The 14,856-nt window shown below is 60.1% G+C and carries 11 protein-coding genes; 1 reads left to right on the top strand and 10 read right to left on the bottom strand.

What is annotated here, in order from left to right; genetic code table 11:
* Positions 1-64: 64 nt before the first annotated feature.
* The 10 genes from rem to ACFFP0_RS15030 all read right to left on the bottom strand — a co-directional run bounded on the left by rem (position 65) and on the right by ACFFP0_RS15030 (position 12,562).
* Positions 65-736 (bottom strand): transcriptional activator Rem, encoded by a 672-nt coding sequence (rem, locus tag ACFFP0_RS15075; protein WP_377262130.1) that lies wholly within the window; start codon positions 734-736, stop codon positions 65-67.
* Between the two features lie 283 nt (positions 737-1,019).
* On the bottom strand, positions 1,020-1,562 hold the full coding sequence (locus ACFFP0_RS15070; protein ID WP_377262127.1) for a transglycosylase SLT domain-containing protein: 543 nt from the start codon (positions 1,560-1,562) through the stop codon (positions 1,020-1,022).
* An 82-nt stretch (positions 1,563-1,644) separates the two neighbouring features.
* Positions 1,645-3,111: a flagellar hook-length control protein FliK gene (gene fliK, locus ACFFP0_RS15065; protein ID WP_377262124.1), complete on the bottom strand. Its 1,467-nt coding sequence runs from the start codon at positions 3,109-3,111 to the stop codon at positions 1,645-1,647.
* A complete protein-coding gene (gene motC / locus ACFFP0_RS15060) occupies positions 3,108-4,385 on the bottom strand; it encodes a chemotaxis protein MotC (RefSeq protein WP_377262344.1) in 1,278 nt (425 codons plus the stop codon). Before motC ends, fliK begins: the two co-directional genes overlap by 4 nt.
* A 2-nt stretch (positions 4,386-4,387) precedes the next feature.
* Entirely contained in the window at positions 4,388-5,704 is a 1,317-nt protein-coding gene (locus ACFFP0_RS15055; protein WP_377262121.1) for a MotB family protein, read from the bottom strand.
* The gene (locus tag ACFFP0_RS15050; protein ID WP_377262118.1) at positions 5,701-6,342 is read right to left on the bottom strand and encodes a hypothetical protein; all 642 of its coding nucleotides are present in this window, start codon (positions 6,340-6,342) and stop codon (positions 5,701-5,703) included. Before ACFFP0_RS15050 ends, ACFFP0_RS15055 begins: the two co-directional genes overlap by 4 nt.
* Positions 6,343-6,629: 287 nt before the next feature.
* Positions 6,630-7,916, bottom strand: a complete 1,287-nt coding sequence (locus tag ACFFP0_RS15045; RefSeq protein WP_377262115.1) for a flagellin N-terminal helical domain-containing protein — start codon at positions 7,914-7,916, stop codon at positions 6,630-6,632.
* A 326-nt stretch (positions 7,917-8,242) separates the two neighbouring features.
* Positions 8,243-9,511 (bottom strand): flagellin N-terminal helical domain-containing protein, encoded by a 1,269-nt coding sequence (locus ACFFP0_RS15040; protein WP_377262112.1) that lies wholly within the window; start codon positions 9,509-9,511, stop codon positions 8,243-8,245.
* Positions 9,512-9,768: 257 nt separating this feature from the next.
* Positions 9,769-11,037, bottom strand: coding sequence for a flagellin N-terminal helical domain-containing protein (locus ACFFP0_RS15035; RefSeq protein WP_377262110.1), 1,269 nt, complete (start codon positions 11,035-11,037; stop codon positions 9,769-9,771).
* Positions 11,038-11,293: 256 nt separating this feature from the next.
* On the bottom strand, positions 11,294-12,562 hold the full coding sequence (locus ACFFP0_RS15030; protein WP_377262108.1) for a flagellin N-terminal helical domain-containing protein: 1,269 nt from the start codon (positions 12,560-12,562) through the stop codon (positions 11,294-11,296).
* A 333-nt stretch (positions 12,563-12,895) separates the two neighbouring features.
* On the opposite strand from ACFFP0_RS15030, the gene ACFFP0_RS15025 reads away from it, so the two are divergent.
* Entirely contained in the window at positions 12,896-14,833 is a 1,938-nt protein-coding gene (locus ACFFP0_RS15025) for an O-linked N-acetylglucosamine transferase, SPINDLY family protein (RefSeq protein ID WP_377262106.1), read from the top strand.
* The last annotated feature ends 23 nt before the right edge of the window (positions 14,834-14,856 follow it).

The following is a 14,856-nucleotide window of genomic DNA, read 5'->3' as shown; positions in this document are numbered from 1 at the left end:
GCCTTGCGTGAAGCTGTCTGCTTACCGTTCCCGCCGAAAATATGCGGCAAGGCCCTGCTGAAAATCAGTTCCAGTCGATGCAATAGCCAAGGAAACGCTTGGAATCGACGGGATCGAAGCCGAGCTTCTTGCGCAGCTTCTTGCGCAGCTTGCTGATGTGGCTTTCGACGACATTTTCTTCGACTTCCTCGTCGAAGATGCCGTAGATGGCGTTGAAGATCTGGGTCTTCGAAACACGACGGCCGCGATTGGCGACCAAATATTCGAGAATGCGCCGCTCGCGACGCGGAAGGGGGAAGACTTCGCTTTCGATTTCCGGATCACGGCCGTCGGAGAAGACGCGGATCGGACCGATGTCGGTGTAGTTGGAAATCGCCTTCAACCGGCGACGGATCGCGGCAGCGCGCGCCAGGATCTCACGGGGATGGACGGGCTTGCGCACCACGTCGTCGACGCCGCTGTCGAAAAAGGCAAGCGTCGCTTCCAGGGAAGGCTGGTCGCTGACCGCGATCACCGGTGCCATGGACCGATCCCGGATGGCCCGGGGAAGTTCGAGTGCGCGCTCCCCCTGACCGATCAGGAAGGCCTCGACCGCGGCGATGTCCGAATCCGCCGCCGTATTCACCCATTCGCCGAATTCTCTTGGATCGAACCCCGTGGAGGGAATGCCTTCCCGTCCGAAAAGAGAGGTGTATCCATCTTTCACGAGCTCACGCTCATCAACCACTACGATCATTCGTCCGCCTCCGAATCAGTTGTGGTGTTTCGATTGACCTATGGGTACGAATCGAAGGAATCGGAGGCAAGCTGTGTGAAATTAACCAAACAAATTAATAATTGATTAAGAACCTGCGTGCGATTTGCACTAGATATAGTGGCTCACCCGAGGGATGGCACAATTTTTCAGTGGAAACATTAACGCATCGTAAAAGAAAACTTGCGCCGCCGATTCACGTCATCAACGCGCCTCCGCGCAATTTTGTGATTCTTCGCCGAAGTGCTTTCAAGTAAAGGTTGCGTCATCCGTCACAAAAGCGAGAGGCATTCGGAGTCCAGCTTCCATAGCCCGTCGCAACAAGATTGCTGATCACCCTGCAGACATATCTCTTCTGAGCGGGGTCGTTGTTCGGTCCTGCATGGTATCTTGCTACCGCCATCGTCCACGTCTCATGTTTGTCGTGGAGATTGCGAAGAAACTTCGCCGCGTATTCCACATTGCGTTTCGGGTCAAACATCTCCTGCGGCGAGGAGAAATTCTCGCCGTGGAAGTGGTGGTTGATCTGCATGCAGCCTATGTCGATGAGCTTCATGCCCTGCTGTTTTGCAGCGTAGAAGGCGGTCATGGCGTCCTGCTGCGACGGCGGGAAATATGCCTTTCCTTCTACGTTCATGGCATAGGGACTGAGACTGCCCTTGCGGCCCGTCTCCGTCAGTCCCACCGAATAGAGAATGCCTTCCGGTATTCCGTATTTTGCCGCGGCCGCCTGGATTTCGCGTTCACAGGCGCCGGGATTGGTCGGCACGGCGAGCGCCGCCGCACTTGCGGAGGTGCGCCGGACCACCTTGGGCGGAGGCGCCTCCTGCGGGGGATTGCCAGCCGGTGATCCCCACCCGCCCGAGCTGAACAGCGAACCTGCGAAAGCCTCAGAGGTAAAGCTGGCCAGGACGAGCACCGTCAGGAGCCGTACCCGCTGCCGTGTCCGATACCGCATCATTTCCATCCCTTGAGCCTTGATCGGACGTCTGGCGGTCGCCAGCCTGATCCTGACCACGGCCGGCCGCATGGCCCTGTCGCCCGCCTTCCGCCGCGCCCTGCTGGCCGGCCTGGCCCTGCTGGCCGCCGGCAGCGTCGGTATCCGACGTTGGAGCGATGCTGATCGTCACCTGGTCGACGGAGAACCCCTGGGCCCGCAGCGCGTCCAGAATCCCGCCGCTGTCCTCGCTGAGCTGCCTGTAGGCCGCACGCGTCTCGACGGTCAGATGAACGTTCAGCTCATCGCCGTGAAGGCGCAACGTCGCCGTCACGGAACCAAGTTCGTGAGGGTTCATCTGCAGCTTGAGCATGTTCACAACAGAGCCGGTGCTGCTCTGCGCCGCGGCGTTCGAAAGAGACGAGCTGGGATGCATGGCCGCGGCCCATTCGGAATCGCCGGACAGCGCCGCAGTGAGATTTGCGCCATTGGAGTTCGGCGCGAGCCCGAGGAAGCGGCGAGAATCGAGCACCGTGACATTCTCGGCCGCGCCGTTCGACGACGACTTGAACTCCACGCCGACGCGCTCGTCACTGCCTTTTTCGATCGCCATGTCCAGATTCTGCCCGTCGCCCCGCGCATTGCTGAAGCGGAACAGGCGCGTGCCCGGAATGCTCGCATCCGCATCCGTCGGCATGGAAAGCGGCTGACCTTCCGCGGCGCCGCCCAGCATGAAGCGTTTCGGATCATTGACCGCAAGGGCGTCCACGTTCGCGGACCGGCCATCCGCATCCTTGGTGCGCTTCGTCTGCGCACCTGTCGTGTTCTTCGGCATCATCGCATTCAGTTCGCCGACCTTCGCTTCGTCGCCAGTCAGAAGCGAGAGCATGTCGGCGATCTTGGCGTCGTCTTCATCCAGCATGGACAGGTCCAGCTGACTGTCCTCATCCTGCTGCGCCGTCTTGTCGGCCGCATGACCTTGCGAAACGCCCTTTTCGTGAAGCTCGTCGGACTTCCGCGCGATAGCCTTGGCGGCTGCGAGAGCATCGCGGAGCTTCTTTTCCGCCGGCGTCATCTGCCGTTCTTCGGATTTGCCCGCGACGTCCTTCAGGAATTCGATGGGCGTCCTCAATTCGTCCGCGGTACGGCGAAGGGATTCCGGCCTTATGTCGATAATCGGCTTCGTCTTCGCGGGCTTCGTATCAGCAGCCATGCCGGCCTCACCGGAGGACGGCTTGCCGTCATCCTGCAACACGTCGTCATCCGATTGCTGCGAGGGCGTATCGCGATCGAAACCGGAGAGCGCATCGGAGAAGCCGCTCGGGGACGTGTCGGAATCCCTGCGGCCGGCAACGGCCTGTTTTGCAGACGAGGCTGCCTCAGCAGCACCGGACTTGCCACCCAGAATGTCTGTAATCATTTGGACGGACGCTCCTCCTTCAGCATTTCATCGATAGCATTCAACTTCGAACGACCACTATCGACGTATGTCTGGAAGGCCGGATCGAATTTGGCAGCTGTGCCGGCCATCGGACCTTCCGTGGCGGCAGCAGGCCCAGCGATCTCATTCCTGGGCGACACGACTGGGGATTTCGCGTCTTCTGTATTAGGCATATTGATTGGCTTTTCTTGCGCGAAGCTTTCGGCGGTGGGCCTGCTAACGACTTGCTCCGCCACAGCTTTTGCCGCTTCCCGCAATGCCCGGTCGCGAGGCGAGAGCATATCGTCCGGAACGTCGGCTATCGCCTGCATCGCCGCGTTCACGTCATGCGTGGGAATGCCCGCAAGGCCGCCATAGAGGCGCGCCAGCGCTTCGGGTGTCGGATTCCCGGCAAGCGCTTCGGCCTTTGCGGAGGCGAGACGAGCGAGGTCGTTCTTGCCGGCGATCGCTGCGGCGCGCGCAATGCGCAGGAATATCTCACGGCGCCGGTCGGCATCCATGAACTCGATCGCTCCGTCCACGTCCTCTTCCGTGACGGCGCCGAAATGCCCGACGACGAGCTGCACGAAGAAATCGGCGAACTGGCTGGCATAGGGCGAATGGACGAAGCGGCGTGCATATTTACGCGCATAGGAAAGCGCCTGCTCCACCATATTGGCATCGACGGCGATCGCGACCGAGCGGCGCAGCGCCGCTTCCTCGATGATCGTGCCCGGCGCCGTCAGACGCGCCCAGTCGTAGAAGAACAGGGCCTCCTTCGGATCGGTCGAGACCATGACATTACCGCTGACCAGGGCAAGATAGGGGCCGATCTTTTCGTCGCGATATTCCTTGGCCATTTCGCCAAGGCCCTTTGCGGCCAGGGTCCCCTTGCCGTTCAGATATTTCCTGAGGGCATCGGCCACGCGATTGTCGAAATTGCCGGCCATGTCGCGCGAGGCGAGATATTCAAGCGTGGCGGGGTTGCCGCCGCTCATGGCATAGACCAGCGCCGCATCGACATTGCGCGGGTCCTCGAAGATGGACGGGTCCGCGCTTCTCAGCCGCTGATCGATCTTCTCCAGCATGAAGCGTTGCATTTCGGCTGCCGAATGATCGCCGAGCACGACGGAATCCTGCACGAACTGCAGCGAGCGGAGCATCACGTAGGGCGCAAGGTCCTCACGGTTCTGGGCAGAGGCCGGATGCGCGAATGCGGCCCCGACAGCGAGCCCGGCCGTCAACAGAGACGTAATGCTGCGCGCAGGCCTCATCATTATCCCTCATCCGCCTGCAGCAAGATCTCGATACGGCGGTTTGCCGCCGCATAGGGATCATCCGGCACCTGGAGCCGCCTGTCGGCAAAGCCGGAAACCTGCTTGATGCGATCTTCCGCCAGCCCGCCATGCACCAGCATGTAATAGGCGCTATGGGCGCGGGCCATGGAAAGCCGCCAGTTATCGTTCTCCGTGCCCTTGAACTGCCGACCATCCGTATGGCCGCGCAAGACGATGCTGCCCTTGCGTTCCTTGAGGATCTGGCCGAGCTTCTCCATCGCCAGCACCATCTCACGGCGCGGCACGGCGGAGCCGATATTGAACATCGGATCGTCCGTCTGGTCGGAGATCGTCACCAGCAGGCCGCCTTCGGCCGGCGTGACGACGAGACCTTCGGCAAGCTTGCCCGCGACACCCGAAATCTGCTGCTGGATTTCCTTGCGCAGATCATCCGCCGCCTTCCGGGCAGCCTGCTCCGCCTTCGCACCGTCTTCCGGCTTCTGTCCGTCGAGATTGGCCGATTTTGCAGCCTGCGCGTTCGGCTGGGCCTGGGCCTTGTCCAGCTGCGTCGGATCGGGCCGGGGCATGGGAACGGCGACCGCCATCTGCATCGGGGTTACCGGCTGCTCCAACTGGGCCTGGTCGGAATGCGCCACCTGCGGCGACTGGCCCGCCTGCGCCAGCGGATCGTCGCTCGGCACGGCCTTCACCGCCTTGTCAGATCCATCGGCCCGCGTCACCTGGATCTGCCTGGTCCAGAAATCCGGATCGAACGGGTCCCGATATGCCTGTCCGCCATCCGCGCCCGTCGCGGGACCGGAGTCACTCGCCCCGCCCTCGCCCTTGGCGCTCACATTGGCCTGCTGGCCCACTTCCTGGGCGATCTCGGCAAGGACCGAATAGGGATTTTCGAAAAAGTCCGCTTCGGAATAATTGGGCTGGTCACCCGAGGTAGAGGTCATGTCCTCACCGGTCGCGGCAGCCGATCCCTGGACATCCCCTTCCGCCTTGACCCTGGACCGCTCTCCGCTTTCCTGGCCCTCGGCCGCGTCGACGGGTTTCTCCAGCCCCTTTTCAGCCGGCGTTTCGTCGGACAGCTTGATCGGGTTGAAATAGCTCGCCATCGAGGCTTTCGTCTCCTCGTTGGCCGCATTGACCAGCCACATGACGAGGAAGAACGCCATCATCGCGGTCATGAAGTCGGCATAGGCGATCTTCCAGGCGCCGCCATGATGCCCATCGTCATGGCCACCGCCATGTCGTTTGACGATGACGACCTCATTCTTGCCGTGGTGATGATTCTCGCCCTCGCTCATCCCAATACCTTCTTCAGACTAGCGGACCACGCGGACATGCGGGTCACAAGCGCGGTTTCGCCGATATCGACCGCAATATCGAGGTCGGGCGCTTCAATATGGCGCAGGAGCGGCGTGGGCTCTCCAAGCGCTGCCTTCAACTTTTCGAACAGATGCAGCGGGCCCCGCACGGTCAACGTGCCGAGATCGCCATCGAGCATGGCGCCTCGGATGATATCCGCCATGTCGGAGACCGCCTTTGCGGCAAGCGCCTCGTCGAGCAGAGGCGCCAGAAGCCTGGCCGTCTGATCGCTGATCGCGTGCGCCGTCAGGCCGGCTATCTCCTGAAACCGGACCGAGATGACGGCGGCAGTCTCGGTCTCATATCTTTCGCGAAGCGCCGCCAACTCTTCCGCATGCGCAGCCAGGAGGGCCTGACGCTCATCCTCGAAACGGCGTTGCAGTTCCTCGGAAGCCGTTTCGTAGCCTTTGGAATAGGCTTCGGCACGTTCCGCCTCGACGTCGACGGGGCTTTCGATCACGGAAGGGAACGCCATATCGTCATCGGCGCTGTCGGCAAAACCCTCCACCATCATCGGCAACGATACGGTTTCCGGCTCACTGAAATCCTTCAGATAGCGGGCAAGGGACGCACTCACCGGGCAATCCCCCGCACTGCCATGCCTTTCCGCGCGACGCCCGTCATGAGCTCGCCGAAAAAGCGAAATTCCGCCGCTGCAATCATCGTATCATCCCGATAAGGTTGCCGTTTCTTCGTTTGGCGAGATCAGAGAATTCGCCGGACCGTAGCGGAACGGTAAGAAGTCAAACTTGCGCGAAGATGAAGATGCCGCACCGCGTCGGGCGATACGGCCGGGTTGGAGAAAAACCGTGCGGCAACCGGGTCGCCGACTGCCACACGAGAAGGAAAGTCAACCTATGCGCGTTACTGACGGAAAAGCTGAAGGATGTTTTCGGCGTTGGTATTGGCGATCTGCAGCGACTGGATGCCAAGCTGCTGCTGCGTCTGGAGCGCCTTGAGGCGCGTGGACTCTTCGTTCATGTCCGCGTCGACCAGACGGCCGACACCCTTGTCGATCACGTCCGTCAGTGAGGCGACGAAGTTCTCCTGCAGGTCGATACGCTTCTGGATCGAGCCGAGACTGGAGGCCGCGCTGGTCATCGCCTGCAACTGCTTGTCGAGAAAGCGTTCCATCATGTCCAGAACCGCCTCGTTATCCGGCGCGGAACCGGCAACCATGGCGTTCATCTGGGCCGCGACATCATCCAGTTTGTCGATATCGAGCGAGGTGACCGAAATGCCGAGTTTCCGGTTGTCCAGATTGTTGGCGGCCGCGACGACGAAGTAATATTTCGTGGCGCCGTTTTGATGGACGGGAGTGGTGACGGCAGGCGCCGTGGCCGGATCGGTGGTCGTCACCCGGGCCCACTGGCCCTCGGCGACCTTCATATAGGAATTGCCGCCGACGGTATAAATACGACTGTCGGCTGTATTGGTATCGGCGCCCAGAGCGGCCAGCTGGCTTTCGGTCAGGAACGAGACCGCATAGTCCGCGTCCGTCGAACCCATGGTGCCGTTGGTCGTCGTCACGGTCACCGGCGTTTCCGTCTCCGCGACGAACTCGACCGACGAATCCAGAATGCCCAGCTTTCCGCCGTTCAGATCGAAGAGAACGGTCTTGGAATCCAGCGTATAGTCGACGGTCTTGACCGCGACCTCGCCGGATGCCGTTCGGGTGAACGACGCCACCACCTGCTTGGTGACCGGCTTTTCCTGGGCATTCGTGCCGCCATCGCTGATGTAGTCCTGCAACCAGTTCTCGCCGGAGAAGGTCGCCGAATCGGAAATGCTCTTGAGCTGTTCCTGGAGCTGGGTGATCTCCTCCTGGATCTTGTTGCGGTTGGCGCCGACGCCATATGCCGCGACGATCTTGGACTTGATCTCCATCACCGTGTCGATGGCGCTTTCCATGGCGGTGTAGGCGGTATCCACCTTCGCGGCGCCGAGACCAAGTGCATCCTGGATCGTCGACAACGCATGATTGTCGGAGCGCATCGTCGTGGCGATCGACCAATAGGCCGCATTGTCCGCTGCCGTCTGAACGCGCATGCCAGAGGAAACCCGAGCCTGGGTCGTTTCCATATTGCGGTCGATCGAGCGCAGAGTCTGCAGAGCCGCCATGGCGGCGGTATTGGTAAGGATACTGGTCATTGGCCGTGCCTCGGTCAAATATTCTGAGAAATCCGGAGTGCGTCACCGGAAACGACCAGAGGCATCATGCTTACCGCCCTTTGCGTCGATGACGCAGGCGGCCTGTCGTTCTTAACAAATCGTTAACGACAGTTATCAAAGCCCTCCGCGGATTGGCAAGACGTTAATGGCGGCTTTGCGGCCCGATGGAACAATCGTGCAGGCTTCGCGCAAGCCCCGCGGCCAAAACGAAAAACCGCGCCTCTTTCGAGACGCGGTTTTCTTTCCTGAATATTGCTGCTGCCATGTCAGAGCGGGACGAAACCGCTCCTAGCCTAGAGCGCCGCTTACTGACGGAAGAGCGACAGAATATTCTCGGAATTCGTGTTGGCGATCGAGAGCGACTGGATCGCAAGCTGCTGCTGGGTCTGCAGGGCCTTCAGCCTTGTCGATTCCTCGTTCATGTCCGCATCCACCAGGCGGCCGATGCCGCTGTCGATGGAGTCGGTCAGCTTGGAAACGAAGTCCTCCTGCATGTTGATACGCTTCGAGATCGAGCCGAGCTTGGAAGTCGAGCTGATCAGTCCTTCGAGCTGGGTATCGACGAAGGAAATCAGCGCGTCCATGAGGTCGGTATCGTCGACGTCCGTCCCCATTCCGAGATAGACTGACGCCGAACTGTTGCGGTAGTCATCGAGCTTGGTGATATCGAGTTCCGAAACCGAGACGCTCTTGGCGTATCCGATCGTGGCATTGGTGGCGACAAGCGCGCTGGTATCGATGTCGTACCCGCCGTTGGTGCCGCTGTAGACCGCATCGATGAAGGCGCCTCCGACCCGGATCAGGTAGTCGGCGTTGGTGCCGGTCAGAACGACGCCGGTGGTGTCGGCCTTCGCCCATACGCTGCCGCCGATCTCGACCCACTTCGCGGTGGTGTCGCTCATGGCGGTCGTATTGATCCGGGCGTAGCGATCGTTGCCGAGCGTGTCCTCCACGGAGCGGTAGCCCTTCAGAATGTTGGCGTCCAGAAGGCCTGCGTCGCCACCGGAAAGATCGAAGAGAACCGTCGATTCATCGAGCGTGATCGGGATCGGCTGAACGGCGACATTGCCGTTGGCGTCACGGGTGAAGGAGCCGATGACCTGTTTCATCACAGGATCGCTCGCATAGATTTCGCCGGTGGTGGCGTTCGTCCTGCCGCCGATATCGGCCTGCAGCCAGTTTTCGCCGGAGAACGAAGCGGAGGATGCGATGCTTCTCAGCTGATCCTGAAGCTGGGAGATTTCTTCCTGGATCTTGGCCTTGTCGACGCCGGCTTCGGAAGCCGCGACAAGCTTGTTCTTGATTTCGGTCACGACGTCCACGACCGATTCCATGGCTGCGTAGGCAGTATCGACCTTGGCGGCGCCGAGACCGAGAGCGTCCTGGACGGCCGAGAGGGCGCCGTTGTCGGAACGCATCGTGGTCGCGATCGACCAGTAGGCGGCGTTGTCGGAAGCGGTGCCGACACGCAGGCCGGTCGAGACGCGCTTCTGGGCATCTTCGAGATCGGAGCCGATCGTGCGGAGGGTCTGGAGAGCAGCCATGGCTGCGATATTGGTCAGAATGCTGGTCATTTTGGGTGCCCCTTGATTGGCTAGATGAAAGGGACATTCCGGGATCTCACCGGTGAACGATGGCTCGGCCTGATGCCTGTTAACCTCTTCTTCGTCTTGGTTAACCCATCGTTTCGATGAGCTCAGTTAAGGCAGAAATGGTTAATAAAGGTTAAACCGATCTTTACCGAAGTTAATAAAAATCGACCGGGCATAAAAAAACCGCGCCCCGGAGGGCGCGGCCATTTTGAGAGCGGATATCTCTATGGCTTTTCCGATTAACGGAAGAGCGACAGGATGTTCTGCGAGTCGGAGTTGGCGATCGAGAGCGACTGGATCGCGAGCTGCTGCTGGGTCTGCAGGGCCTTCAGCTTGGTGGACTCTTCGTTCATCTCTGCGTCGACAAGGCGGCCAACACCGCTGTCGATCGAGTCGGACAGCTTGGAGACGAAGTCTTCCTGCATGCCGATACGCATGGAGATGGAGCCGAGCTTCGCAGCTGCGCTGGTCATCTTCTCGAGCTGGCCGTCGACGAAGGAGATCAGGGCATCCATGAGCTGCTCGTCGGAGACGTTCGTGCCGGCGCCCATGCCGAGGTAGGTGCTCTTGGTCGACGTCCGGTAGTCGTCGAGCTTGGTGATGTCGAGTTCGGAAACCGACAGGCCGCTCGTCAGCGTGATCGAGGCGTTGGTCGCGATCAGGGCGCTGGTGTCAACGGCGTAACCGTTGGTGCCGTTGGAGACTGCGTCGACGAAAGCGCCACCAACCTTCAGGAGGTAGTCGGCATTGGTGCCGGTCAGCAGGTCGCCCTTGGTGTCGGTCTTGGCCCAGACGTCGCCGCCGATTTCCTTCCAGCCGGCAGTCGTGTCGTTCATCGCCGCAGTGTTGACCGTGGCGTAACGATCGGCGCCGTTGGAGTCCTTGACGGCGCGCATGCCCTTCAGGAAGTTGGCGTCGAGGATGCCGGCGTCACCGCCCGAAAGGTCGAACAGGACGTTCGATTCGTCGAGGACGATGTTGACGGTGCGGACAGCAACGTTGCCGTTGGCGTCACGGGTGAAGGAACCGACGATCTGCTTGGCGACTTCGTCGCTCGCATAGATCTCGCCGGTGGTGCCGTTGGTGCGGCCGGCGATGTCGACCTGCAGCCAGTTTTCGCCGGAGAACGAAGCGGAAGAAGCAACGCTCTTCAGCTGGTCCTGAAGCTGGGTGATTTCTTCCTGGACCTTGGCCTTGTCAACGCCCGGTTCAGAAGCAGCAACGAGCTTGTTCTTGATTTCCTGGACGACGTCGATTGCCGATTCCATGGCTGCGTAGGCGGTGTCTACCTTGGCGGCGCCGAGACCGAGAGCGTCCTGAACGGAGGAGAGAGCACCGTTGTCGGAACGCATCGTGGTTGCGATCGACCAGTAGGCAGCGTTGTCGGAAGCCGAGCCTACGCGCAGACCGGACGAAACGTGAGCCTGGGTCTTCTCCATGTCGGAGCCGATCGAGCGCAGCGTCTGGAGAGCAGACATAGCTGCGATATTGGTGAGAATGCTAGTCATATTGATTGCCCCTTGAGTGGCTGATTACGAAAAGGGACATTCCGGATTCCACCGGGAACAGCGGTCAGCATCATGCTTGCTAACCAGTTAATTTTTCTGGTTAACTCGCCGTTTCGATGGCACTAGGTAACCCCAATATAGTTAATGAAGATTGAAGCGAATCCGAAAAATGAAAAAGCCGCGTCCGGAGGTTCCGGGCGCGGCTTTTTTCGGGTCCATGGCACGGTCAGCCTCCGCGCCATTTCGCCTGTTTCGATTAACGGAAGAGCGACAGGATGTTCTGCGAGTCGGAGTTGGCGATCGAGAGCGACTGGATCGCGAGCTGCTGCTGGGTCTGCAGGGCCTTCAACTTGGTGGACTCTTCGTTCATGTCGGCATCGACGAGGCGGCCAACACCGCGATCGAGCGAGTCGGACAGCTTGGAGACGAAGTCGTTCTGCATCTCGATGCGCTTGGACACGGCACCGAGCTTCGCAGCTGCGCTGGTCATCTTCTCGAGCTGGCCGTCGACGAAGGAGGTCAGGGCGGCGATCAGGTCGTCGTCGCTGACGTTCGTGCCGGCGCCCATGCCAAGGTAGGTGCTCTTGGACGACGTGCGGTAGTCGTCGAGCTTGGTGATGTCGAGTTCGGAAACCGACAGGCCGGTCGTCAGCGTGATCGAGGCGTTGGTCGCGATCAGGGCGCTGGTGTCAACGTTGTAACCGTTGGTGCCGTTGGAGACTGCGTCGACGTAAGCGCCACCAACCTTCATCAGGTAGTCGGCATTGGTGCCGGTCAGCAGGTCGCCCTTGGTGTCGGTCTTGGCCCAGACGTCGCCGCCGATTTCCTTCCAGCCGGCAGTCGTGTCGTTCATCGCCGAGGTGTTGACCGTGGCGTAACGATCGGCACCGTTAGTGTCCTTGACGGCGCGCATGCCCTTCAGGAAGTTGGCGTCGAGGATGCCGGCGTCACCGCCCGAAAGGTCGAACAGGACGTTCGATTCGTCGAGAACGATGTTGACGGTCTTGACCGCAACATTACCGTTGGCGTCGCGGGTGAAGGAACCGACGATCTGCTTGTTGATTTCGTCGCTGGCGTAAACTTCGCCGGTCGTGGCATTGGTGCGGCCAGCGACATCGGCCTGCAGCCAGTTTTCACCGGAGAACGAAGCGGAAGACGTGATGCTCTTCAGCTGATCCTGAAGCTGGGTGATTTCTTCCTGGATCTTCGTCTTGTCGGCGCTGCTTTCACCAGCGGTGATCAGCTTGTTCTTGATTTCCTGAACAACGTCGATCGCTGCTTCCATGCCGGAATAAGCGGTGTCGACCTTGGCGGCGCCGAGGCCCATCGCATCCTGAACGGAGGAGAGAGCGGAGTTGTCGGAACGCATCGTGGTTGCGATCGACCAGTAGGCGGCGTTGTCGGAAGCCGAACCTACGCGCAGACCGGAAGAAATACGGCCCTGGGTCGTCTCCATGTCGGAGCTGATGCTCCGCAGCGTCTGGAGAGCGGCCATCGCGCTGTTGTTGGTAAGAATGCTCGTCATAATTGATTGTCCCTTTGAACGAAATACTGTGGGGGGACATACCGGACTGAATACGTTACCGGTCACGTCGGTCCGGCATCATGCCAACTCGGTTCCTTCAGCTCGGAAGAGACACCAAACCCGTCGTGTGAGGAGAAATCTGGCAGCCAATTCTTGCCAACTCCTTTAATTTGCATCGGAACCCGGCAAGCTCTGATCCTATGGTTAACCTACGGTTTATAGGTATTTTCCCTCATTAAGAGACAACGGCTTCAAGCAAGCTTCGCCCGCCATGATGGCATGGAGGCCGCTCCGTCGCATGCGGTGGCGCCGCTATTATTGGAGTGCGAAGACTTGAAAAGCCTGAAAACGCAACGGGACTATGTGGCCGCCCAAAAGAGCTTCGACAAGGCCGACTACTATCAGGTTCTCGGAACGCTGAACCGCCTGCTCGACGTGGACAAGGACCCGAAGCACTATGCCCTGCTGGGAGCGACGCTGGTCAAGCTGCGCATGAAGACGGAAGCCGCGCAAGCATTCCAGGTGGCAGCCTCCCAGGAATCTCGCCACCGGCTCTCATACATGCGCGAAGCCATGCGGCTTCACTTCGCCAACAGCGACGATATCAGCCTGCTGCGCCTCGGCGCCAAGAGCCTCAACGACGTCCTTGCCGATCCGGACATGGCGATGCTGATGTCGGGAGCCTTGATGCGACAGGAGATGGAAGGCGCGCAAGCCTTCCAGAAGACGCTTGCGGAAAGCGACAATCGCGAGCATCGACGCTTCTCCATCCGCTCCATCCGGCTCGCGACACGCTCGGAGGCGGAGCACAAGCTTATCGTCGATACGTTCGAAAGAGAGCCGGACGACAAGATCCTGCGTAACTATTACCTTACGGTGATGCGCGACGTGAACGCGTATGACGTCATCGATAAATACGATCCGATCCTGAAAGCGGAAATCGAAGCAGGCGAGCTGGAGCCGTTCTACGACGAGATTTCGCTGTACAACATCCGCTGGTGCAGCGACGAGCGGGTCAACGCCATTGCCGGCGCCGCGCGGGTCCGCAAGCCCCCAGGCATCACGGCGAAACGGCGGGCCATGCCGCACACCTGGGGAAACAAGCTTCGCATCGGCTACCTTTCGGCAGACCTGTGGACCGATCACGCCGTGATGAAGGCATTCCGCGGGGTGCTCGAGGCACATGACAGAAACAGGTTCGACATCACCCTGTTCTGCAATGCGAGCGAGAAGACGCTCAAGGAAAGCAACGACGCCGTCCGCGAAAACTGGGGCCGGATCATCTCGATCCGCAACATGACCGACGACGAAGCCGTGGAAGCCGTCAAGGACGCCAATATCGACATCCTCGTCGACCTTCAGGGACATACCGCGGACAACCGCATTACCATCATGAACCAGATGACCGCGCCGGTGCATGTCACCTGGCTCGGATATCCCGGCACGGTGGTGAACGTGGATATCGACTATCTCATCGCCGACCGCACCGTCGTTCCGGAAAGCTCCTTCCAGCATTATTACGAAAAGATCGTCTGGATGCCCGAGACGTTCTTTCCCAACGACGCGATCCACCGGTCGCTGCCGCGGAAGATCGACCGCAGCATCTGCAGAATGCCGAAGGATGCGTTCATCTTCTCGTGCTTCCACACCCATTGGAAGATCAGCCGCACGACGCTTGACCTGTGGATACGCATCCTCAAGGAAACCCCCGGCAGCTATCTCTTCCTGATCTGCAAGGAAACCTTCGGTTCGCGCAAGAACCTGCTGAAGGGCTTCACCGACGCCGGCATCGCCAGCGAGCGCATTCTCTTCGGCGACCGCGTGATGGACTACTCGGCCTATCTCGACCGTATCGCGCTTACCGACCTGGGACTGGATACCTATCCCTATAACGGGCACACGACGACTTCGGAAAAGCTGTGGTGCGGATTGCCGATGCTCGCCCACAAGGGCGACAATTTCGCCTCGCGCGTCAGCGAGAGCCTGCTCAATGCCATCGGGCTGCCGGAAATGGTCTGCGACACGAAGGACGAATATGTCCGCCGCGCCATCCATTATTTCAACAATCGGGAAGAGCTGGCGGAAATCCGCGAGCGTCTGGCGAAGAACAGGTTCATCATGCCTCTCTTCGATGCCGAGCGCTTCTGCCGGCATCTGGAAAAGGCCTATGAGACGATGGTCGACCGGGCGAAGGCCAAGCTCAAGCCGGACCATTTCGAAGTTCCCGCCCTGCCCTCCCGCGACGAACCGTTCAGCACGCGCACGGAATAGTCGTCGGAGACGATCCGCAAAGA

This window comes from Neorhizobium puerariae, assembly GCF_042429745.1.
Classification (GTDB): Bacteria; Pseudomonadota; Alphaproteobacteria; order Rhizobiales; family Rhizobiaceae; genus Neorhizobium; species Neorhizobium puerariae.
Note: the sequence above shows the minus strand (reverse complement) of the source record. Positions and strands in the feature narration are given on the sequence as shown.